Raw genomic sequence first — 20,843 nt, forward strand, 5'->3', positions numbered from 1 at the left:
CGATCACATCGGGTCGTTGCGGCGCAGCAGCTCTTCGGGCAAGTGCTCGATGTACTCGTCCTCGGCCGGCGGCATTTGCAGGTGGTAGCCCTGCTTGTCGAGGTTTTCCAGCACCACGGCGACGTCTTCGCGCGACAGCTTGCGCTCCGGCGTCAGCACCATGTCAAAGGCGTGATGCGCCTTGCCAAAGGCTTCCATCAACGGCTCGGGCACGCGCTCCAGGGCATCGCTTTTGAGCACATAGAGGTACATGCCGTCTTTTTTCTTGCTGCGGTAGATGGAGCAAATACGTTTCAAGGCTGTTCTCCGGCATTGGCCAGGCTGTCGAGCAACGCCTGGCCCATCAACTCGCGGCGCCAGCCACGCAGCGAGTCTGGCAATTGGTAAGGCCCATCGGGGTAGCCACTTTTAACCAGGGCTTCGAGGGTTTTCTTGCGCAGCATCAGTTCCGGCGCCATGTCCAGGCGCTCGGCGAAGGTTTGGCCCAGGGCACGCAGTTGCTTGATCAACGCTGCAGCGTCCACCGGTAACGGCTCTGCCACGGCAGGCGGCCATTGGTCCATGGGCAGGCTGGCAGTGCGTTTGATCAGGTCCAGCAGGAACTGGCCGTCCTGGCGCACGGTGCGCGGGTGCATGTCTTCGATCTTTCCCAGGGCGGCGAGGTTATCCGGCTGGGATTTGGCCAGGGGCCATAACGAGTGCTCGCGAACGATGCGGTTGCGCGGCAAGTCGCGGGCACGAGCCTGCTGCTCGCGCCAGGCGCAGAGTTCACGCAGCACCGCGAGTTGGGCACGGGACAATTTCCACGCCAGCTTGGCGTCGCGGTACAGCTCGTAGGGGTCGATCTCACGGCGCAGGTTGGCCACCAGTTCGGCGCCGTCTTCCAATACCCACGCGTATTTGTCGTCCGACAGTTGCGGGCGCAGGCGGGTGTAAACCTCGGCCAGGTGCACGGCGTCTTCGGCGGCGTAGCTGACCTGCGTCTCTGACAATGGCCGCTGCAGCCAGTCGGAGCGGGTTTCGCCCTTGGGCAGCTCGATATCCAACACCGCCTGCACCAGGCGCGAGTAGCCCATGGAGAAACCGAGGTTGAGGTACGCCGCCGCCAATTGGGTGTCGAACAACGGCACTGGCAAGCTGCCAGTCAGGCGCAACAGCACTTCCAGGTCTTCGCTGCAGGCGTGCACCACCTTGATCACCGCCGGGTTCTCCAGCAAGGCGGCCAAGGGTTGCCAATTGTCGATAGTCAGGGGGTCGATCAGGTAAGCGCGCACGCCATCACCGATCTGGATCAGCCCGGCAATAGGGTAAAAGGTGTCGACCCGCATGAATTCGGTGTCGAGGGCGACGAATGGCAACTGCTGCCATTCGGCGCAATGCTGGCCGAGGCTATCGTTGTCGCAGATCCAGTGAATATCGATGGCCACACGGCTCTCCCTTGAAGAATGGCGCGCAGTATATATCGCGAAAGGGGCTTGCGAGCATCCGCAGTGCACACGCCATCATGAAAACTCCGACAGGAGATGAAGAATAGTCCGACAAACGGGCGTTATCCTCTCTTACGCAAAACGTAGACGCACCATCGCCGCGAGCCCGGCAGGAACTCTTGGTAATTGAGGATTTTGAAGCCGGCTTGGCGAAACTCGCTCTCTACCGGCGTGCCCACGTTCACGGCAACAATCACCGTGTCGCGACTGACGCGGTGAAACTCATGCAATAACATGAGCCGTGCATCGCTGCCGGGCACATGGCGAAACAAATCCAGGCAGAAAATGCAGTCCACCGCATTCGCCGAAAGGCCAATGGAAAACGCCGAGCCCTGGAATGTTTTGACACGCTTGAGCAACGTACCCGGGTGATGGGTGCGCGCGTGATCGAGCATCGCCTGGGAGTTGTCCGAGGCCAGGATCACACGGTTGACGTGTTCGGCCAGCACCGGCCAGAAGCGCCCGGAACCGCACGCCAGGTCGAGGATAAGCCCTGGCTCGCCCGCCACTTTCAGGGCCTGGCGTACCAACCGCGCATCGCGCCACGCCGACAGGCGCTGCAACAGCCTGGGCGGACGCGGGTCGCCACAGCCCCTGGCATGCTCACGGTCATAGCGCTCGGTGAATTCGGTCTCGATGGAGGATGGAGGTTGTGGCGACATCGCGGGCTCATGTGAATGAAACGGTAGTGAACGACCTTGATCCGCAGCTTAACCTTCGCAACGTGAAAAAAAGGTCGAAAGCCCACCCCGCTAAAACCGGTCACGCTTGATGCAAGTACCACCGCCAATCCTGCTCCCCCACCTCGCCCATGAACTGGCGGTATTCGGCACGTTTGACCGCCAGGTAAACGCTTAGAAATTCGCGCCCGAACGCATCCGGTGCCCAGCGGGAGGTTTCCAGCGCGCGCAAGGTGGTCAGCCAGTCGGTGGGCAGCAGTTCCTTGGCCTGGGCGTAGCCGTTGCCTTGCACCGGGGCGCCAGGGTCGAGCTGTTCGCGGATGCCTCGATGAATCCCGGCCAGGATCGCAGCAGCCGCCAGGTAGGGGTTGGCGTCGGCACCGCAGATGCGGTGTTCGATATGCCGGGATAGAGCCGGGCCACCGGGCACGCGCAGGCTGACGGTGCGGTTGTCCACGCCCCAGGTGGCAGCGAGCGGCGCATAGCTGTTGGTTTGGAAGCGTCGATAAGAGTTGGCGTTGGGGCAGAACATCAACAGTGAATCGAGCAAGGTACTGAGCATGCCGCCCACGGCCTGGCGCAGCAGTGGCGTGCCGTCGGTCGCTTCACTGGCAAACAGGTTATTGCCCTGGGCATCGGCCAGGCTGACGTGCATGTGCATGCCGGTGCCGGCCAGGTCGTCGAACGGCTTGGCCATGAAGCAGGCGGTCATTCCATGTTTGTGCGCCACGCCCTTGACCAGGCGTTTGTAGCGCACGGCTTCGTCCATCGCCTGCAGCGCGTCGGTGCGGTGTTCGAGGGTGATTTCCACTTGGCCCGGCGCGTACTCGGAGATAGCTGTGCGCGCCGGAATCCCTTGCAGTTTGCAGGCGCTGTAGAGGTCGGCAAGAAACGGCTCGATCTGCTCCAGTTCGCGCAGGCCGTAGACTTGCGTCGAACGCGGGCGATTGCCATCCACATCCCGCGCCGGTTGCGGGCGGCCGTTGCTGTCGGGCTTCTGGTCGAGCAGATAGAACTCCAGCTCCGCCGCCATCACCGGGTAATAACCGTCGGCCTTGAGCGCCTCGATAACATTGGCCAGCAGGTGCCTGGGGTCGGCCACGGTGGCGGGCAGGCCTTCGGTGGGGTGCATGCTGACCTGCACCGCTGCGGTGGGGATCAAGCGCCATGGCATGCGCTGCAAGCTGCCGCTGATCGGATAGGCGCGGCAGTCAATATCCCCCACCTCCCAGACCAGCCCGGAGTTTTCTACGTCATCGCCATTGATGGTCAGGCCGAGGATGGTACTGGGCAGAGGCCGGCCACTTTCGTACACCGCCAGCAGTTCGTCGCGGTGCAGCAGCTTGCCGCGCGGTACGCCGTTGTTATCGAGGATAAACAGCTCGAACATCTCAATGTCGGGGTTCTGTTCAAGGAAGGTCTGGGCTTCATGCAGGCTGGCAAAAACACTCATGGGAATTCTCATACGTTTGCGTCAGGCAAGCGCGCAGGCGCCGCCGGGCAGATGCGCACAGGTGCGCGTCATCCTTGGGGGTAGATCAACGTAGGAGAGAGGTATCTGGCGGGCGCGCGTGTCGGCAATGGAACAAGGCCCAGAACGCAAGCGCAGACGGCAATGTCGCGGTGTGAGTGTCGGGGCAAGCGTGCATGCGCGATTCACAGTGATAGAAAGACTTGAGCGTCACACGCGAGGTTACACGGGTAAATTCAGGCTTGATGGAGTTTGGTTGCAGTTTGGCTAAACATTCTGTCTGGAGGAGCGAGCTTGCTCGCGAAGATCGTTAACGATAACGCGGGGTGCCTGGTTCACAGCGGCGCACACAGCTTTTTCGCGAGCAAGCTCGTTCCTACAAAAAACGGGCATTATGGCTGCTTCAACCGAGCCCCAAGGATTCGACTCCATGAAAGCGCCTCTGGCCCTCTGTGTACTGGCAAGCCTGGCCAATGTCGCCCAGGCCGACACCGCTGCATCTCGCCTTGACGACGTGATTGCGCGCGGCACCCTCACCGTGTGTACCACCGGCGACTACAAGCCTTATACCTCGCTGCGCAGCGGCGGCGGCTATGAAGGTATCGACATTGCCATGGCCGAGTCCCTGGCCAAGAGCCTCAACGCCAAAATCAACTGGGTGCCCACCACCTGGAAAACCCTGATGCCGGACTTTCTGACCCAACGCTGCGACATCGCGGTGGGCGGTATTTCCGTGTCGTTGGAACGTCAGAAAAAAGCCTTCTTCAGCCAGTCTCTCGGGGTCGATGGCAAGATCCCACTGGTGCGCTGCGCCGATGTGCAGCGCTACCAGACGGTGGAACAGATCAACCAGCCCCAGGTGCGAGTGATCGAGCCCGCCGGTGGCACCAATGAAGTGTTTGCCCGTGCGCACCTGGGCCAGACGCAGATTCGCCTGCATGACAACGTAACGATTTTTGATGAACTGCTGGCGGGCAAAGCCGATGTGATGATTACCGACGCCAGCGAGGCGCGTTATCAGCAGAAGCTCAAGCCTGGGTTGTGTGCGGTCAACCCGGAGCAACCGATGCAGTACAGTGAAAAAGCGTTTTTGTTGCCGCGCGATGATGTGGCCTGGAAGAGTTACGTGGATCAATGGTTGCATTTGAGTGTGGCGACGGGGGCGTATGCGGGGATTGTGGGGCAGTGGTTGGCTGCGCCTTGAATGCGGGGTGTCAGGTAGATCGGTGTTGATTGTCCGGCCGTCATCGCAGGCAAGCCAGCTCCCACATTGAGATCCTGGGGCGTCAGCCCGGTCCTACGCCTTGATCAACGCTACAAACGCCGCACACGCAGCGCTGCGATACGCGCCCTTGCGACTCAGCAGTGCCGCGGTGCGCTGCGGCAACGGTGGATTGATCACCACGGCATGCAGGCCTGCCTGGGCCTCGGCCAGTGCGCGGGGCAGGATGGTTGCCAGGGGCGTGCTGCGCACGATTTCGATGATCGCGCTGATGGAGTTGGCCTCCATGGCAATCTGCGGTTTAACCCCTTGCTGGTGGCAGTAGTCGTCGATATAGCGGCGGGTGGCGAAGCCTGTGTTCAGTAGCACCAGGGGCTGTTCGAGCCAGGCTGGTTGTGTGCGTTCTGGATGGCTGGCACTGACGACCAGGCTCAGCTCTTCGACAAACAGCGCCTCACAGTCGATCTCCAGCCCATGCTCGCCGGTAAAGCCGATGCCGATATCCAGCAGGTCCTCGCCCAGGGCGGCTTCGATGCGGTCTTGGGTCAGTTCCTCAATGCTCAGGGTGATGCCGGGATACGACGCATTGAAGCGTGCCAGCAGCGGGCCGATCAGGTAGGCGGTGAAGGTCGGCGTCATGGCCAGGCGCAAATGCCCCCGGCGCAGGTCCTGCACGTCATGTATGGCGCGGGTGCCGGCCTGTAGATCCTGCAAGGCCAGCCGCGCATAACGCACATAGGCCTGCCCCGCGTCGGTCAGGCTGACACTGCGCCCGGAACGGTCCAGCAGTGGCGCGCCCAGGCTTTCTTCCAGTTGCTTGATCTGTTGCGACAAGGTCGGCTGCGACACGTGCAGCGCCTCGGCGGCACGCGTGAAATTGCGATGCTCGGCAACGGCCAGCAAGTAACGGATATGACGCAACAGCATGGGCAGCGCTCCAACTATAGGCATGGCTTATAGAAAACATAATAAACCGGTCTTGGACGCTATAGCCGAAAACTTCCATCCTTGCCCCATCAGCGACGCAAGGAGAACCACCATGCAGCATCTCATCGACGGCTTTCGCAAATTCCAACGTGAAGCCTTTACCCCTCGCAGTGACTTGTTCAAACGCCTGGCGACCACGCAAAACCCCGGCACCTTGTTCGTGTCCTGCTCTGACAGCCGCGTAGTCCCCGAGCTGTTGACCCAGCAGGAACCCGGTGACCTGTTCGTCATCCGTAACGCCGGCAACATAGTGCCGTCCTACGGCCCGGAACCGGGAGGCGTGTCGGCCACAGTCGAATATGCCGTAGCGGTGCTGGGCGTCAGCGACATTGTGATTTGCGGGCACTCGGACTGCGGTGCAATGACTGCAATTTCTACCTGCAAATGCCTGGACCACCTGCCCGCCGTGGCCAACTGGTTGCGCCATGCCGAGTCGGCCAAGGTGATCAATGCAGCCCGTACGCATGCCTCGGACGCTGCCCGCCTGGATGCCTTGGTGCGCGAAAACGTGGTCGCCCAACTGGCTAATCTCAAGACCCACCCTTCGGTCGCCCTGGCGCTGGAACAAGGCCGGATGAACCTGCATGGCTGGGTGTACGACATCGAAACCGGCGGCATCGACGCTTTGGACGGGCACACCGGGCGCTTCGTCTCCCTGCTCGACCACCCCAGCACCCGCGCCCACGCCGCCTGAACCTTATTCAACCCAAGAGGACGTCACCATGTTGCAATCCCAATTCGCCCAAACCCCACGCCTGGCCCTGGCCGACACCGTTATCGACCTCAAGGCACGCAAAAACCTGTCGTGGCAGGACCTCACCGACGGCACCGGGCTGAGCCTGGCATTCGTCACCGCAGCCCTGCTCGGCCAGCACCCGCTGCCCAAGGAGGCGGCCGACATCGTGTGCGGCAAACTCGGCCTTGACGATGACGCCAGCCGACTGCTGCAAAGCGTCCCACTGCGCGGCAGCTTCCCGAGCGGTGTGCCGACCGACCCAACCATGTACCGTTTCTACGAAATGCTGCAGGTCTACGGCTCTACCTTGAAGGCCCTGGTGCATGAGCAATTCGGCGACGGCATCATCAGCGCCATCAACTTCAAGCTGGACATCAAGAAAGTCGAAGACCCGGACGGCGGCTCCCGTGCGGTCATCACCCTGGACGGCAAATACCTGCCGACCAAACCCTTCTGATTTGCCGCCAACCGTCTACGCTCTTGGCACACCAACAAGAACGAGGGACGGGTAAATGAAGAGACTGCTCCGATTCACCTGGCTGCTGCTGTTGTGTTGCAGCCAGGTGCATGCCGCTACGGCACAGGAAGCGGATGCCCAAGCCGCCAAGGCCCTGCTGGAAAAAGCCTTGGCGTACTACCACAAGCAAGGTGACAAGGCCTTCGCCGCCTTCAGCCGTCAGGGCGAGTTCATCGACCAGGACCGTTATGTGTTTGTGGTCGATACAAAAGGCGTGCTGTTGGCCAGTGGCGGGCCCTCCTCCGCGCTGATCGGTCGCGATGTGTCCGAGGTGCTCGGGCCCGACCTGCAAGCCTCGTTCAAACAAGCCCTTAGCGTGCCCGAAGGCCAGGGTATCCAGCAGGCCGACTACCGCTGGCAGAACTGGAATGACGGCAAGGTCGAACATAAACACGTGTTTTATCAGCGCGTGGGCGAACGCATCCTGGCGGTCGGTTATTACTTGCCGCGCGCCACACCGGAACAGGCACGGGCGCTGCGCAACAAGGCGGTGGAGGCGTTGGTCAAGGATGAAGCCGGCACGCTCAAGGCGATTAACTCCTTGCAAGGCGGCTTCCTGCAAGATGATCTCTACGTATTCGTGGTGGACCTGAACACGCAGCGCTACGTCGCCCATGGCACCAACCTGCGCCTGATCAACACCGATTTTGCCAAGATCAAGGACCCGGATGGCAAACCGGTGGGTGTGCCGATCCTCCAGATGATGGCTGAACAGGACCAGGGCGAATACAAATACCGCTGGAAAAACCCGGTGACGGGCAAGGTCGAGAACAAGCACGCCTATGTGCGCAAGAGCGGGCATTTCATGGTTGCGGTCGGGTATTACAGCCCCTGATCCTGATCGTTCCCACGCTCTGCGTGGGAACGCCGCCTGGGACGCTCCGCGTCCGCTTATCTAACTTTGTCTTCACGGCCGCGCAGTACCCGATTCGGCATCGCTATCGCAGCGGCCAACCCCAGCAGCGACACCGCCGCACTCACCATCAGCAAATGCCGGAACGTCACCGCCAACTCGTCGCGCAACGCATCCTGCGCCGGGCCGGGTGCGGCGTTGAGGCCGTCGAGCAGTACGTTGCCGGAACTGCCTTCGGCCACCAGTGCGCCGCTCGTCAAATGGGCGAAACTGGAATCGTGCAACAGCGCCAGCAGCAACGCCGACATGCAAGCCACCCCCACTGCCCCGCCCAGGGAGCGAAACAGGTTGGTGGTGCTGGTGGCCACACCGATATCCCGTTGCTCTACCGAGTTCTGCGTCCCCACCAACGAGGTCGGGAACTGCATGCCGGCGGCGATACCGCACAACAACATGAAGACGCTGGTGAGCGCCACCGCCTGGGGCGCGCTGTAGGCCATGCCGAGAATCGCCAGCGGGCTCAACACCGCGCCGCTGAGGATCATCGGTTTATAGCGGCCGGTCACCGAGGTCATGCGCCCGGCGAAATACGCGCCCATCGGCAAGCCCATCGCCAACGGCAGCAAGTGCAGGGCTGCGCTGTCGGCACCAGCGCCGGTCACGGTCTGGTAGCGCAGGGGCATCAGCACCGTCAGGGAAATCGCCTGGAAGCTGGTGACGAAAATCGTGCACCAGCACAACACCGCACTGCGGTTGGCAAACAAGTGCATCGGCAACAGCGGTTCCCGCGCCCGGCGTTCGTGCCACACAAACACGCTTAACGCCATCAGTGCGCAGGCCAGCAACCCCAGCACTTGATCGTCACGCCACGAATGGCCCTGGCCGATTTCAGTGATGCCCAGCAACAAGGCGGTGAGGCCGACGATCATCAGCACCGTGCCGAGGTAATCGATGATCGGCTTGCGCTGCGGCACCGGCAGCCCCACCAGGGTGCGATGGGCCACGTACCAGGCGCCGGCGCCCAGTGGCAGGTTGATCAAAAACACCCAGCGCCACGACAGGTACTCGGTCATATACCCGCCCAGCACCGGCCCGGCCACGCTGGCCACCGCGTACATGCTGCTGAAATACCCCTGATAACGTCCCCGTTCGCGGGGAGGAATAATGTCGCCAATGATCGCCTGGCTCACCGAGACCATCCCGCCAGCGCCGATACCCTGCAGAACCCGCGCCAGCACCAGTTGCTCCATGCTTTGCGCAAGACCGCAGAACAGCGACGCGAGGGTGAACACCCCCATGCCGATGAGCATCATGGGGCGGCGCCCATACAGGTCACCGAGCTTGCCGTAGATCGGCACCGCCACGGTCATCGCTACCATGTAGCCGGAGATCACCCAGGCGAGCAGGTTGACGTCATGGAACTGTGCGGAAATGGCCGGCATGGACACGGCGACAATGGTCTGGTCCAGGGCACCCAGGAAGATCGCCATCATCAGCGCGACCAGGATACTGCGCACGGCGGGAACGGTTGGAGCGGGCTGATTGAGGTGTGTCACGGCAGAACCTTCGAGCAGGGCCCACAGGCAACGGTCACCGGTGGGAATGCTCGATACGATAGCAGGCTATTCGATAGGCTCGTAAGGAAGGCCGACGTAATTTTCTGCGATGGTTTTACGCCCAGCCTCAGAGCGAATGAAATAGTCCAGTTCGCTTTCGGCAATACGCTGGCTGAAGTCATCCGCCTGGGGAAACTGATGCAGCATCGAGGTCATCCACCAGGAAAACCGCTCGGCTTTCCACACTCGGCGCAGGCAGATTGCCGAGTATTTTTCCAGCAAGTCCAGGCGCCCTTCGCGGTACACCTTGAGCAAGATGCGGAACAATGTGCTCACATCACTGGCCGCCAGGTTCAAGCCCTTGGCACCGGTGGGCGGCACAATGTGCGCGGCATCGCCGAGCAGGAACAGGCGCCCGTACTGCATGGGTTCCACCACAAAGCTGCGCAGCGGCGCGATGCTTTTCTCGATTGACGGGCCGGTCACCAATTGTTCGGCCAATGAGCCGGGCAGGCGGTTTTTGAGTTCATCCCAGAAACGTTCATCTGCCCAGTCTTCCAGCTTCTCTTCGACCGGCACTTGCAGGTAGTAACGGCTGCGGGTCGGCGACCGCATGCTGCACAGCGCAAAACCCCGCGCATGTTTGGCGTACACCAGTTCGGCATGTACCGGCGGCGTGTCGGCCAGCACGCCCAGCCAGCCGAAGGGATAGACCCGTTCGAACACCTTCAGCGCTTGCGCCGGTATCGACTGGCGGGCCACGCCATGGAAACCGTCGCAGCCGGCAATGTAGTCGCACTCCAGGCGACAGGCTTGGCCTTCATGCTCGAAGGTCAGCCATGGCTGTTCACTTTTCAGGTCATGGGGCTGAACATTGGAGGCTTCGTACAGGGTAATGGCACCCGCGGCTGCGCGGGCGGCCATCAGGTCGCGGGTGACCTCGGTCTGGCCGTAGATCATCACCGACTGGCCGCCGGTCAAGGCCTTGAGGTCGATGGAGGTGAGTTGGCCATTGAGGGCAATATCAAACCCGTCGTGCACCAGACCCTCGGCGTCCATGCGTTGGCTGACGCCGGCTTCGCGCAGCAGGTCGACCATGCCCTGTTCCAACACACCGGCGCGGATACGGCCTTGTACGTAATCGGCGCTCTGACGCTCTAGAACGAGGGTCTGGATGCCAGCGTTGTGCAGCAGTTGGCCGAGCAGCAATCCGGAAGGACCGGCACCAATAATGGCGACTTGGGTTTTCAGGGTTTTCATTATTTTTATGACCTTCAAGCTTCACGCGAACGTATGGAGTGAAAGAGTTGTCATTGCTCTTGTGGCTGACATTTTTCACTTGAGTGAGGCTCATAAGAAGGTGAAAACTGCGTCAAAACCTGTGCTTTTCGCCAATCGGGGCGATTACCGAACCATTATCCTGAGTATCGGATTGAAACCATGACCAAAACCGCGATTCCGGTCTTCAAGCTTTACGGGGAAAGCCAGCAGTGGCCGACTCCCGATTTGTTGCACTGCGAAACCATTTCCCGGCGCAGTCGGGAATACCAGTGGGAAATCCAGCCCCACCGGCACGCGGACCTGTGCCAGTTGCTGTATGTGCACAAAGGCCAGGCACAACTGGAAATCGAGGGCCAGCGCACCACGCTTAACGAGTCGAGCCTGCAAGTGCTGCCACCGCTGTGCGTGCATGGCTTTCGTTTTTCCGAGGATGTGGAAGGGTTTGTGGTAACGCTTTCGGCGCCGCTGGTCAGCCACTTGCAGGCGCAACTGGGCTCTCCCGTCGATGGCCTGCACACACTTGGCAGCTACCCGGCGGGCAAGGACAGCGATTACTTGAACAGCCTGTTCGTACGCTTGCAGGACGAATACGCCGATGACCAACCGGCACGGGACATGATGCTGCACGCCCTGGTCAGCGTGTTGTTGGTATGGGTCAGCCGCCAGGCGATCCAGCGCCGCCATCCACGCGCGCCGCGGGGTCGTGAGTACTTTCGGCGGTTTACGCAACTGGTCGAACAGCATTACCGCGAACACCCGAAGATTGAAGACCTGGCCCACAAGCTGGGCATCTCGGTCTCACACTTGAACGGGACGTGTCGGGAATTGGGTGGACAACCGGCGTTGCAGATCATGCATGACCGCCAATTGCTGGAAGCCAAGCGCCTGCTGACCTACACCAGCATGACCATAAACGAGATGTCCGAAGTGCTGGGTTTTTCCGACCCGACCAACTTCTCACGGCTGTTTCGCCGCAGGGTCGGGTTTTCACCCAAGGCGTTTCGTGAACAATTGAAGGCAGAGCAGCCTACCTGAGCGCACTGAAACTGCCGGTGCGGGGAACGCATTGGTCCTGATGGCAGCTGATAGCGAACGCCGCTGGCTGCATGCGCGTTTGCTCGACGCGGTAGGCGGCAGTCCCATACAGCGCTGTTGCCAATGCGCAGAGGGTGAAAATTGTCAGGTACTTTCTGGTTTTAATGCTCATGGCACAGACCTCTGAACGGATCTACAGGGTGCTGTTTAAAGCATAGGTCAACTTGCCCTGATGCGATGCCATTCAGCGCGCTTATTTCAGCTCAAAGCCCGACATCCCAACCCGGCTCTTCAGGAAAGCGCAGCACCAGGAAATCCAGGAGGCTACGCAACGCCGAAGGCATGTGTTTGCGTGAGGCGTACACCGCATAGATGTTCATTTGTCGTGGCTCGGCGTGCGGCAGCAAGCGCACCAACTCCCCACTGCGAATCAGCTCGCCGGCCTGATAACTGGGCAGCATTGCCACCCCTGCCCCGGCCAGCGTCACGCGCATTAACGTGCTGGCCTCGTTGGCCGTGATATTGCCGTGGACCGGCACCGACACGTGCTCTCCGTTTTCTTCGAAATGCCACAGGCTCTTGCCGAAGTAGGAGTGAGTCAGGCAATTGTGCCGGGCCAGGTCTTCGACTTTCTGCGGCGCCGGATGCTCGCGCAGATAAGCCGGTGTGGCGCACACCACCGAGCGACATACGGTCAGGCGCCGGGCGATCAGGTTAGGGTCCAGATCATTGCTGGTGCGGATCGCCAGGTCGATGCGCTCGTCCACCAGGTTCACCGTGCGATCAAGCATCTGCAAATCCACCGTCACCAGGGGGTAAAGCTTGACGTATTCGGCAATCGCCGCGCCCAGCTGCGCTTGGCCGAACGAGGTGCTGACGCTCAGGCGCAACAGACCTCGGGGTGCATCATCGGGTTCGCTGACGGCGGCCTGCATATCCCCACACAAGTCCAACAATTGCCGGCAACGCGGTAGTGTTTCCCCCCCGGCGGCAGTGAGGCTGAGCTTGCGCGTGGTGCGGTGCAGCAGGCGTGCACCCACCCAGTCTTCCAGCTCCGCCAGGTAACGCGAGACCACCGGGCGCGACAGGTCAAGGTGGTCGGCGGCGGCGGATTGGCTGCCCAGGTCCACCACGGTGACAAACACGCGCATTGCTTGAAGACGATCCATGATTTGCCCGCTTTTAGAAACAAACTATGTCCCAGCATCGCATTTTTTGTCGCGTTTTATGCAACTAAGCTCTGTGCATCCCTTATCTATGGCAGGAGCTGCCCGATGTTCTCGACCTTCAAACGCTTGACCCTGGCCACCGCCGCCCTGGCCTTCGCTGCCCACGCAGCGGCGGCAGAGCTGAAACTGGACGTGTACAACCCAGGCGAAGCCGCGATCTTCCCGGTCAGCTCGGTGCTGGTGAGCGGCGAGAAAGACGCGATCCTGGTGGATGCGCAATTCGGCAAAGGCCAAGCCGAGCAACTGGTGCAGAAGATCCGCGCCAGCGGCAAACGCCTGACCACCATCTACATCAGCCATGGCGACCCGGACTACTACTTCGGCCTGGACACCCTCACCGCCGCTTTCCCCGACGCCAAGGTGCTGGCGCCGCAGCCGGTGGTCGACCATATCAACGCCACTGTCGCCGACAAGCTGGCCTTCTGGGGCCCGAAAATGGGCGCAGACAAACCGGCCAAGACCCTTGTACCGCAGGTACTTAAAGGCCACAGCCTGACCCTGGAAGGACAGCAGCTTGAAGTGGTGGGCCTCGACGGCCCGCAGCCAGATCGCAGCTTTGTGTGGATCCCGTCGATCAAGGCCGTGGTCGGTGGTGTGGTTATCGCTGAAAACATCCACGTCTGGATGGCTGATACCCAGAGCGCGCAATCCCATAAAGACTGGTTGGCCACCCTCAAGCGCATTGAAGACCTGAAACCGAACACCGTGGTGCCAGGCCATTACCTGGGCACGCCATCGCTGGCCTCGGTCAACTTCACCGCCGATTACATCAAGGCCTTCGACCTCGAAACCGCCAAGGCCAAGGACTCCGCCGCCCTGATTGCGGCCATGAAAAAACGCTACCCCACCCTCGCCGACGAAAGCTCGCTGGAACTGAGCGCCAAAGTCGCCAAGGGCGAAATGAAGTGGTAACTGGCTTTAAACCTTAACCCTGTTGGAGAACATCATGAGCAAGATCGCAATCATTGGTGCCACTGGCCGCGCCGGTAGCCAACTGCTGGAAGAAGCGCTGCGTCGCGGGCATACCGTCATCGCCATCGCCCGCAATACCGACAAGCTGGCTGTGCGTCCTGGCGTTACGGTCAAACAGGTTGATGCCTTGGATGCCGAAGCCTTGCAACACGCCATCAGCGGCAGCGACGTGGTGATCAGCGCGGCGCACTTCGCCACGCTTCCCGCCAGCGCCGTGATCGGCCCGGTGAAAAAGGCCGGGGTGAAACGTTTGTTGGTGGTCGGCGGCGCAGGTTCGCTGTTGTTGCCCGGTGGCGGGCGCGTGATCGACAGCGAAGGGTTCCCGGCTGAATATAAAGCTGAAGCCAGTGCCGGGGCTGACTTCCTGGAAACGTTGCGTCAGGAAAAGGAGCTGGATTGGACCTTTCTGTCGCCATCGGCCCTGTTCGACGGCACCGAGCGCACGGGCAAATTCCGCCTGGGCAAGGATGAGCTGCTGATGGACAGTGACGGCAATAGCTCGATCAGTTTTGCCGACTTCGCCATCGCCATGCTGGATGAAGTGGAAACACCGAAGCATTCGCGCCAGCGCTTTACCGTCGGTTACTGACCCAACGCTGACTTGCCTTTTTTGTAGGAGCGAGCTTGCTCGCTCCTACATAGGGCGATGTACGGGCAAGCCAGCTCACGCACGGGCCTCACTCACCAACCAATCCATCAGCGCGACCAACCCAACCGACGGTTCCTTCCCCGGCGGATACACCAGGAAATACCCCATCCCCGTCGACACCCGCAGTTCAAACGGCATCGCCAACCGCCCCGCCTTCAGATCCTCGCCAATCAGCGCACTGTCGCCCATCGCCACCCCGGTGCCCTGGGACGCTACGGTCATTGCCAAGTCCAAGGTTTCGAAGTGGTGCCGTTGGATGGGATCGCTCAAGCAGGCATTGGCAGCCTTGAGCCACAACGTCCAATCGCGCTCGTCTCGGGTCGGGTGCAACAGTACCTGATGCTGCAAATCCTGCGGCGTACGCAAACTGCCCAGCAACCCAGGCACGCAGACCGGCGTTAGGCGCTCGTCGAATAAGTGCCGCGCCTCGGCGGACTGCTCGGCGATGGGCCCATAGATCACCGCCGCGTCAAACGTCTCACGACGAAAGTCGACGTTATAGGCCACCGTCGTGGTGAGCTCCACCGGCACATCCGGGCGCTCTTTTTGCCAGTGCAGCAAGCGCGGCAACAACCAGCGCATCACGCAGGTGGACGCTTTGAGCTGCAAGGTGCGGCGCCGGTCACCGATGTGCTCCACCGCGTCAGCGAGCAAGCCAAACACCTGTTGCGCGCACGCCAGCCATTCGCGCCCCTCCTCCGTCAGGCTCAAGCCACGCGCCTGGCGCTGAAACAAGGCATAGCCCAACTGGCTTTCCAACCCGGCCACCTGCCGGCTCACCGCGCCCTGGGTGATGTGCAGGTGTTCGGCGGCACGGGTGAAGTTGCAGCACTGGGCCGTGACCCAGAAGGTGTGCAACGCAGGTAACGGTGGGAGGCGTTTCATCGGGGCGCAGCCATGACGGGAGGACATGGCGAGTATGACTTTTTATCGATTGTTGCCGCCACCGGCCAACCGCTCCAATAGCGCTTCGATCCCATCACAAGAGCGACCTGTATGGCGACCTGCGGCGAAGTATTGGTGCACCTCCTGGAACGCTACGGCGTGGACCACGTATTCGGCATTCCCGGCGTACACACCGTGGAGCTGTACAGGGGCTTGGCGCGCTCCAGTATTCGGCATGTCACCCCGCGCCACGAACAGGGTGCCGGCTTCATGGCCGACGGTTATGCGCGCACCTCTGGCAAGCCCGGCGTGTGCTTTATCATCACCGGCCCCGGCATGACCAATATCACCACGGCCATGGGCCAGGCCTATGCCGACTCGATCCCGATGCTGGTGATTTCCAGCGTGCAAGCACGCAGCCAGTTGGGCGGCGGGCGCGGCAAGTTGCATGAACTGCCGAACCAGAGCGCGCTGGTGGCCGGGGTGGCGGCGTTCTCCCATACCTTGATGTCAGCGGCCGAACTGCCCGCCGTGCTGGCGCGGGCGTTTGCGTTGTTCCAGGCTGGTCGGCCGCGCCCGGTGCATATAGAGATCCCCCTGGATGTGTTGGTGGAAAATGCCGACGCGTTGCTGGGCAGCACGCCTGTCAGCGTCACCCGAGCCGGCGCAGCCCCGGCTGCCATTGAGCAGATGCGCCAGTGGCTGGCTGCGGCCAAGCGCCCGCTGATCCTGGCCGGTGGCGGCGCCATTGACGCCGCCACCGAACTGACCCACCTCGCAGAAACCCTCGGCGCGCCCGTGGCCTTGACCATTAACGCCAAGGGTATGTTGCCCGCCGCGCACCCGCTGCTGATCGGCTCCACGCAGACACTGCCCGCCACCCGTGCCTTGGTGGCTGAAGCTGACGTGGTATTGGCGATCGGCACCGAGTTGGCGGAGACCGACTACGACGTCACCTTCGCCGGCGGTTTCAACATTCCCGGAACGCTGCTGCGCATCGATATCGACCCGGACCAGACCGTACGAAACTACCCGCCCCAAGTGGCACTGGTGGCCGATGCGCGCATTGCCGCCCAAGCCCTGCTTACCGAAATCAACCGCCAGCCGCCGGCGCCGCGCACTGCCGACTGGGGTGCAGCACGCGTCGCCCGTTTGTGGGCCGACCTGGAACCTGCCTGGGACGCTGCGACGCGTGCGCAAACCCGGTTTCTCAACGCGGTTCTGGAGGAATTGCCCGGCGTGATGTTCGTGGGCGACTCCACTCAACCGGTGTACAGCGGCAACCTGACCCTGAACCTCGACCACCCACGTCGGTGGTTCAACGCCTCCACCGGTTACGGCACCCTGGGTTATGCCCTGCCCGCCGCCATGGGTGCCTGGCTCGGGCGCGGCGATGGCCAACCGGTGGTGTGCCTGATCGGCGACGGCGGTTTGCAATTCACCTTGCCGGAACTGGCCAGCGCGGTGGAGGCCCGTACTCCTGTGATTGTGCTGTTGTGGAATAACCAGGGTTATGAAGAGATCAAGAAGTACATGGTCAACCGTGACATCGAGCCGGTGGGTGTGGGCATCTACACGCCGGACTTTATCGGCGTGGCCACGGCCTTGGGTTGCGCGGCAGAAAGCATCCGCGGCATCGAACATCTTCGCACCGCATTGCATGCTGCTGCTGATCGCCAGGGGCCGACGCTGCTTGAAATCGACCAAGGGCGGTGGGAGTTGACGAATCTGTAATCCCGCAACGCTGGACCTGTGGCGAGGGAGCTTGCTCCCGTGACGCCCTGCCAGCCAGCGCCCAATGCGCGCTTACCTCACCCCTCGGCATCCGCATTTTTTCAATAGCCCCTGCGACTTTCTGATTTGCCCCGCTGCACGCTCCATGGCCTGATTCGCCCTTGTTCATTCAAGGCAGGCCCATGGAAAACGTTCAGGCAAAATCCACCTCCGCACTATGGCTGATGATCAGCGTAGTGCTCGTCGCTCTCAACTTGCGCCCCTCGATGGCGGCCGTGGGGCCCTTGCTGGCGTCGATTCGTGAGGATGTGCCGCTAAGTTTCAGCAGCGCCGCCTTACTGACCATGTTGCCGGTCATGGCCATGGGCCTGGCGATGTTCTTTGGCATGGGCCTGGCCAAGCGCGTGGGCGAGCATCGCAGCATTGTGCTGTCGCTGCTGGTGATTGGGCTGGCGACCTTGTCGCGGTTGTTCCTGGATTCGGCACTGGAACTCATCGTGAGTGCCATCGCGGCGGGAGTCGGCATTGCGCTGATTCAGGCATTGATGCCGGCGCTGATCAAGTCGCGGTTCAGTGCCAATGTCTCGTTATTCATGGGCCTGTATGTCACCGCGATCATGGGCGGCGCGGCTCTGGCTGCTTCGTTCTCGCCGTTGGTGCAAGCCCGGACCGGCAGTTGGCGTATCGGCCTGGCTATCTGGGCACTGCTGGCGTTGTTTGCCCTGGTGTTCTGGTATGCCCAGCGTGCGGCACTGCCGCCGTTGCCTCAAGCCGGCTCGGGCCCTCAGGAGGCTTTTTTCAGCAATCGCCGCGCCTGGTTGCTGGCGATCTTTTTTGGCCTCGGCACCGCGTCCTACACCTGTGTGCTGGCGTGGCTGGCGCCCTACTACGTCGAGCAGGGTTGGAGTGAACAGAATGCCGGCTTGCTGCTGGGCTTCTTGACCGCCATGGAAGTGATCTCCGGCCTGGTCACCCCGGCCATCGCCAACCGCCGCCAGGATAAGCGTGGCGTGGTGGCGGTGTTGCTGGTGCTGATCATCCTGGGTTTCTGCGGGCTCATTCTCAGCCCGCAACACTGGAGCCTGTTGTGGCCATGCCTGCTCGGCCTGGGGATTGGCGGCCTGTTTCCGATGAGCCTGATCCTGTCCCTGGACCACCTCGACAACCCGCGCCGCGCCGGTGGCCTTACCGCGTTTGTGCAGGGCATCGGTTATCTGATCGCCGGCCTGTCGCCGCTCATTGCCGGCATAATCCGCGACCAATTGGGCAGCTTCGAATGGGCCTGGTGGTCATTGATGGCAGTGAGCGGGCTGATGCTGCTGATCGTCATGCGTTTCAACCCGGCGCATTACGCACGCCATATCCGCTGACGTCGTATTACAAACATTTTTTGTCCCACACAAAACATTGAAGGGTCCTACAGAGCTTTCTATTGGTACGAGCGTTCCGTTAACATTTTGCTCAGTCTTGTACTGAGTTCGGTACAAAGGGTTTACGGACGAAACCGATGCTAAACAGTAACTTGCTCAGAAAGCTCGATATGCAGGATTTGATGGTGTTTATCGCCGTCTACGACCAGAGCAGCGTTACCGAGGTGTCTGAAACGCTATTCGTCAGCCAGTCCACCGTGAGCTATAGCCTGAAGAAGCTGCGCACCAGCTTTGAAGATGAGCTGTTTATCAACACCCGCGCAGGCATGCGTCCTACGTACAAGGCCACCACCATGTACGAGCACGTGCACAAGATTCTGGAAAGCATCAACCTGTGCCATGCCGGTGGCCAAGCTTTTGATCCGACCCAACAGGCCGTGACCTTCAATGTGTGCGCGCCGGAATATTTCGAACAGTTGATCCTGCCGCGCCTGCTGAAGCGCTTCGACCATGCCGACCTGCCGGTAATCGTCAATGTGCAGAAGCTGGAGACCGACATCCCCGCCGACGACCTGCGTGAAGGTCGCCTGGACCTGGTGATCTGCTTCGGCCCGCACTTTCACCGCGCTCACAAAGACTTCAAGACCCAGATGCTGTTGGAGGACGACTTGGTCTGCGTGTGCGACCAACGCTCAGCGCCGAGAGAACAGGCGTTCAGCATGCAATCCTTCGTTGAGCGGCGCCACGTATTCCCTACGCCGTGGACCTCCGACACCAACATGATCGATGGCTGGCTTGCGCGCCAGGCCCGCAAGCGTCAGGTGATTGCACGGGCCAACAGCTACAGCGCGGCATTGAAGATGATTGCCGGCACCGACTTCATCGTCACCTTGCCCCGCCGCGTGCAAAAGTTACTGGCACCGGCGCCGGCATTCGGTGTTTGCGAAGCACCTAACGGTTTGCCGGGGTTCACCCTGGATATGCAGTGGAACGAAACCAGTGGGCAGGACAGCGCCAATACCTGGTTTCGGGAACAAGTGGTGAAGGTGTGTGCGGATCAGGGTTTGTTATAGGAACGCGCCTGATCAAGCTCTCCACACCCTAATCAGATAGCCAGTGACGTTCGGCGCTTAGTGACAGCCTGTGACGCGACATCCCGAGCGACAGGGCAATCGATATGGCAGTCTGCTATTACTTTGACCATCCACGCCAGAAACTGCTTTACGGCACCTGAACGCTCACGCCCCGGCACGCATACAGCTGAAAACTGCGCGCCCGGAATCTTGATGTCGGGTCTGTAAGGAATCAGCAATCCATTCGCAACATAGTCTGCCGCCAAGACCGTGCTCGCCAGCGTCAAGCCATGCCCGGCAATAGCGGCCTGGAGCGCAAAATGCTCATCGTTGTATTCACGATAGACCGCGTTTGATAGCCAACTTTCATGATTCGCAGCCGCGCACCAGGACGCCCAACTAATTGAAGCGGGCGATGACGTCGCCCAACGTATATTTATAAGTTTCAACGAAGTTTTAACTTCCTCTTGCCTCCAGTGGGCATGAGAGAAAACACCAAACTGTTCGCGCATAAGCGCGTGGCTGTACAAGTCTGGAAAATCGCGAAACCCACAACGAATAGCTAAATCAACAGATGAGTCACGAAACAAATCCACCACTTCATTACTGGTTTCAACACTGACATGAATGTCTGGATGTTCGCTATAAAATTTCGCCAGCCGAGGGATCAACCATAAAGACGCAAATGCCGGCGTGGTAGAAACTCGGAGTGTGTTGGAGTCGGCGGGTGGCTTGAGCGAAGACATACTACCGCTTATATCCAGAAACGAAAGATGCACCTTTGAATATAGCCTCTCACCGTTCGCTGTGAGTTGAACACCGTGGGGAGTGCGCACAAAAAGCATACTACCCAGTAAGTTTTCAAGTGCTTTTATTTGTTGTGATACTGCCGCTGGGGTAACAAACAACTCTGCGGAGGCTGCTTTAAACCCACCGAGTCTTGCGGCAGATTCAAATGCACGAATGGCTGTCAACGGCAATTTTGCGAACATTAATCAATCCCCCTTCCATGGTAAAAAAACTAAGCCAGGCTTACTTTATCTGATTTGCCTTCGCTTTCATAGAAGTGAATTCTAGGCTACGCCACCTAGCCGGTAACAGGAGGC

At 60.6% G+C, this 20,843-nt stretch carries 21 protein-coding genes; 10 read left to right on the forward strand and 11 right to left on the reverse strand.

Going from position 1 to position 20,843, the window contains the following annotated elements:
• Positions 1–3 precede the first annotated feature (3 nt).
• The 4 genes from GIV26_RS17880 to GIV26_RS17895 all read right to left on the reverse strand — a co-directional run bounded on the left by GIV26_RS17880 (position 4) and on the right by GIV26_RS17895 (position 3,620).
• Positions 4–297, reverse strand: a complete 294-nt coding sequence (locus GIV26_RS17880; protein WP_236281702.1) for a YcgL domain-containing protein — start codon at positions 295–297, stop codon at positions 4–6.
• A complete protein-coding gene (gene rnd / locus GIV26_RS17885) occupies positions 294–1,427 on the reverse strand; it encodes a ribonuclease D (protein ID WP_034126618.1) in 1,134 nt (377 codons plus the stop codon). The genes GIV26_RS17880 and rnd overlap by 4 nt, the downstream gene beginning before the upstream one ends.
• Before the next feature lie 122 nt (positions 1,428–1,549).
• Positions 1,550–2,149: a class I SAM-dependent methyltransferase gene (locus tag GIV26_RS17890; RefSeq protein ID WP_054919994.1), complete on the reverse strand. Its 600-nt coding sequence runs from the start codon at positions 2,147–2,149 to the stop codon at positions 1,550–1,552.
• Positions 2,150–2,249: 100 nt separating this feature from the next.
• Entirely contained in the window at positions 2,250–3,620 is a 1,371-nt protein-coding gene (locus GIV26_RS17895) for a glutamine synthetase family protein (RefSeq protein ID WP_034126616.1), read from the reverse strand.
• A 448-nt stretch (positions 3,621–4,068) separates the two neighbouring features.
• On the opposite strand from GIV26_RS17895, the gene GIV26_RS17900 reads away from it, so the two are divergent.
• A complete protein-coding gene (locus tag GIV26_RS17900; protein ID WP_236281704.1) occupies positions 4,069–4,842 on the forward strand; it encodes a transporter substrate-binding domain-containing protein in 774 nt (257 codons plus the stop codon).
• 93 nt (positions 4,843–4,935) lie between these two features.
• Here the strand turns inward: GIV26_RS17900 and cynR are convergent, their stop codons facing one another.
• The gene (cynR, locus tag GIV26_RS17905) at positions 4,936–5,787 is read right to left on the reverse strand and encodes a transcriptional regulator CynR (protein WP_034126614.1); all 852 of its coding nucleotides are present in this window, start codon (positions 5,785–5,787) and stop codon (positions 4,936–4,938) included.
• Positions 5,788–5,899: 112 nt separating this feature from the next.
• Here cynR and GIV26_RS17910 point away from each other — a divergent pair, with 112 nt between their 5' ends.
• From GIV26_RS17910 to GIV26_RS17920, 3 genes are read left to right on the forward strand one after another with little or no spacing between them, the layout of a single operon-like run.
• A complete protein-coding gene (locus GIV26_RS17910) occupies positions 5,900–6,541 on the forward strand; it encodes a carbonic anhydrase (RefSeq protein ID WP_236281705.1) in 642 nt (213 codons plus the stop codon).
• Positions 6,542–6,569: 28 nt separating this feature from the next.
• The gene (gene cynS / locus GIV26_RS17915; protein WP_236281707.1) at positions 6,570–7,040 is read left to right on the forward strand and encodes a cyanase; all 471 of its coding nucleotides are present in this window, start codon (positions 6,570–6,572) and stop codon (positions 7,038–7,040) included.
• 55 nt (positions 7,041–7,095) lie between these two features.
• Positions 7,096–7,935, forward strand: coding sequence for a cache domain-containing protein (locus GIV26_RS17920; RefSeq protein ID WP_236281709.1), 840 nt, complete (start codon positions 7,096–7,098; stop codon positions 7,933–7,935).
• Positions 7,936–7,991: 56 nt separating this feature from the next.
• On the opposite strand, the gene GIV26_RS17925 is transcribed toward GIV26_RS17920, so the two are convergent.
• Together GIV26_RS17925 and pobA are read right to left on the reverse strand one after the other, a co-directional pair.
• Positions 7,992–9,509 (reverse strand): MDR family MFS transporter, encoded by a 1,518-nt coding sequence (locus GIV26_RS17925; protein ID WP_236281711.1) that lies wholly within the window; start codon positions 9,507–9,509, stop codon positions 7,992–7,994.
• Positions 9,510–9,575: 66 nt separating this feature from the next.
• Entirely contained in the window at positions 9,576–10,760 is a 1,185-nt protein-coding gene (gene pobA, locus GIV26_RS17930; RefSeq protein WP_236281762.1) for a 4-hydroxybenzoate 3-monooxygenase, read from the reverse strand.
• Between the two features lie 189 nt (positions 10,761–10,949).
• Between pobA and GIV26_RS17935 the strand changes: the two genes are divergently transcribed.
• Positions 10,950–11,825, forward strand: a complete 876-nt coding sequence (locus tag GIV26_RS17935) for a helix-turn-helix domain-containing protein (RefSeq protein WP_236281712.1) — start codon at positions 10,950–10,952, stop codon at positions 11,823–11,825.
• Here the strand turns inward: GIV26_RS17935 and GIV26_RS17940 are convergent.
• Together GIV26_RS17940 and GIV26_RS17945 are read right to left on the reverse strand one after the other, a co-directional pair.
• Complete coding sequence (locus GIV26_RS17940; RefSeq protein WP_003189580.1) at positions 11,818–11,997, reverse strand: hypothetical protein; 180 nt, start codon at positions 11,995–11,997, stop codon at positions 11,818–11,820. The genes GIV26_RS17935 and GIV26_RS17940 overlap by 8 nt on opposite strands.
• Positions 11,998–12,088: 91 nt before the next feature.
• Complete coding sequence (locus GIV26_RS17945) at positions 12,089–12,994, reverse strand: LysR family transcriptional regulator (RefSeq protein WP_034126609.1); 906 nt, start codon at positions 12,992–12,994, stop codon at positions 12,089–12,091.
• 105 nt (positions 12,995–13,099) lie between these two features.
• Here GIV26_RS17945 and GIV26_RS17950 point away from each other — a divergent pair, with 105 nt between their 5' ends.
• On the forward strand, positions 13,100–13,966 hold the full coding sequence (locus GIV26_RS17950; RefSeq protein WP_060764432.1) for an MBL fold metallo-hydrolase: 867 nt from the start codon (positions 13,100–13,102) through the stop codon (positions 13,964–13,966).
• A gap of 34 nt (positions 13,967–14,000) precedes the next feature.
• Positions 14,001–14,615, forward strand: a complete 615-nt coding sequence (locus GIV26_RS17955) for an NAD(P)-dependent oxidoreductase (RefSeq protein ID WP_106117888.1) — start codon at positions 14,001–14,003, stop codon at positions 14,613–14,615.
• 75 nt (positions 14,616–14,690) lie between these two features.
• Here the strand turns inward: GIV26_RS17955 and GIV26_RS17960 are convergent, their stop codons facing one another.
• Complete coding sequence (locus tag GIV26_RS17960) at positions 14,691–15,560, reverse strand: LysR substrate-binding domain-containing protein (RefSeq protein ID WP_236281714.1); 870 nt, start codon at positions 15,558–15,560, stop codon at positions 14,691–14,693.
• Positions 15,561–15,671: 111 nt separating this feature from the next.
• On the opposite strand from GIV26_RS17960, the gene GIV26_RS17965 reads away from it, so the two are divergent.
• The 3 genes from GIV26_RS17965 to GIV26_RS17975 all read left to right on the forward strand — a co-directional run bounded on the left by GIV26_RS17965 (position 15,672) and on the right by GIV26_RS17975 (position 19,737).
• On the forward strand, positions 15,672–17,294 hold the full coding sequence (locus GIV26_RS17965; protein WP_236281716.1) for a 5-guanidino-2-oxopentanoate decarboxylase: 1,623 nt from the start codon (positions 15,672–15,674) through the stop codon (positions 17,292–17,294).
• Between the two features lie 182 nt (positions 17,295–17,476).
• The gene (locus GIV26_RS17970; RefSeq protein ID WP_236281718.1) at positions 17,477–18,664 is read left to right on the forward strand and encodes a cyanate transporter; all 1,188 of its coding nucleotides are present in this window, start codon (positions 17,477–17,479) and stop codon (positions 18,662–18,664) included.
• Positions 18,665–18,801: 137 nt separating this feature from the next.
• Positions 18,802–19,737 carry a LysR family transcriptional regulator gene (locus GIV26_RS17975; RefSeq protein ID WP_236281720.1) on the forward strand — a complete coding sequence of 312 codons (936 nt, stop codon included), beginning with the start codon at positions 18,802–18,804 and terminating at the stop codon, positions 19,735–19,737.
• Positions 19,738–19,769: 32 nt separating this feature from the next.
• On the opposite strand, the gene GIV26_RS17980 is transcribed toward GIV26_RS17975, so the two are convergent.
• Positions 19,770–20,729 (reverse strand): LysR substrate-binding domain-containing protein, encoded by a 960-nt coding sequence (locus GIV26_RS17980; protein WP_236281722.1) that lies wholly within the window; start codon positions 20,727–20,729, stop codon positions 19,770–19,772.
• Positions 20,730–20,843: the final 114 nt, after the last annotated feature.

Source organism: Pseudomonas sp. PA-1-3F (assembly GCF_021609665.1).
Taxonomy (GTDB): Bacteria; Pseudomonadota; Gammaproteobacteria; order Pseudomonadales; family Pseudomonadaceae; genus Aquipseudomonas; species Aquipseudomonas paracarnis.

Coding starts and splice junctions, on each gene's coding strand:
- GIV26_RS17910 (WP_236281705.1), top strand. CDS start 5,900: ATGCAGCATCTCATCGACGGCTTTCGCAAATTCCAACGTGAAGCCTTT.
- cynR (WP_034126614.1), bottom strand. CDS start 5,787: ATGCTGTTGCGTCATATCCGTTACTTGCTGGCCGTTGCCGAGCATCGC.
- cynS (WP_236281707.1), top strand. CDS start 6,570: ATGTTGCAATCCCAATTCGCCCAAACCCCACGCCTGGCCCTGGCCGAC.
- GIV26_RS17900 (WP_236281704.1), top strand. CDS start 4,069: ATGAAAGCGCCTCTGGCCCTCTGTGTACTGGCAAGCCTGGCCAATGTC.
- GIV26_RS17965 (WP_236281716.1), top strand. CDS start 15,672: ATGGCGACCTGCGGCGAAGTATTGGTGCACCTCCTGGAACGCTACGGC.
- GIV26_RS17970 (WP_236281718.1), top strand. CDS start 17,477: ATGGAAAACGTTCAGGCAAAATCCACCTCCGCACTATGGCTGATGATC.
- GIV26_RS17920 (WP_236281709.1), top strand. CDS start 7,096: ATGAAGAGACTGCTCCGATTCACCTGGCTGCTGCTGTTGTGTTGCAGC.
- GIV26_RS17950 (WP_060764432.1), top strand. CDS start 13,100: ATGTTCTCGACCTTCAAACGCTTGACCCTGGCCACCGCCGCCCTGGCC.
- GIV26_RS17975 (WP_236281720.1), top strand. CDS start 18,802: ATGCTAAACAGTAACTTGCTCAGAAAGCTCGATATGCAGGATTTGATG.
- GIV26_RS17935 (WP_236281712.1), top strand. CDS start 10,950: ATGACCAAAACCGCGATTCCGGTCTTCAAGCTTTACGGGGAAAGCCAG.
- GIV26_RS17980 (WP_236281722.1), bottom strand. CDS start 20,729: ATGTTCGCAAAATTGCCGTTGACAGCCATTCGTGCATTTGAATCTGCC.
- GIV26_RS17890 (WP_054919994.1), bottom strand. CDS start 2,149: ATGTCGCCACAACCTCCATCCTCCATCGAGACCGAATTCACCGAGCGC.
- GIV26_RS17940 (WP_003189580.1), bottom strand. CDS start 11,997: ATGAGCATTAAAACCAGAAAGTACCTGACAATTTTCACCCTCTGCGCA.
- GIV26_RS17895 (WP_034126616.1), bottom strand. CDS start 3,620: ATGAGTGTTTTTGCCAGCCTGCATGAAGCCCAGACCTTCCTTGAACAG.
- GIV26_RS17960 (WP_236281714.1), bottom strand. CDS start 15,560: ATGAAACGCCTCCCACCGTTACCTGCGTTGCACACCTTCTGGGTCACG.
- GIV26_RS17955 (WP_106117888.1), top strand. CDS start 14,001: ATGAGCAAGATCGCAATCATTGGTGCCACTGGCCGCGCCGGTAGCCAA.
- GIV26_RS17945 (WP_034126609.1), bottom strand. CDS start 12,994: ATGGATCGTCTTCAAGCAATGCGCGTGTTTGTCACCGTGGTGGACCTG.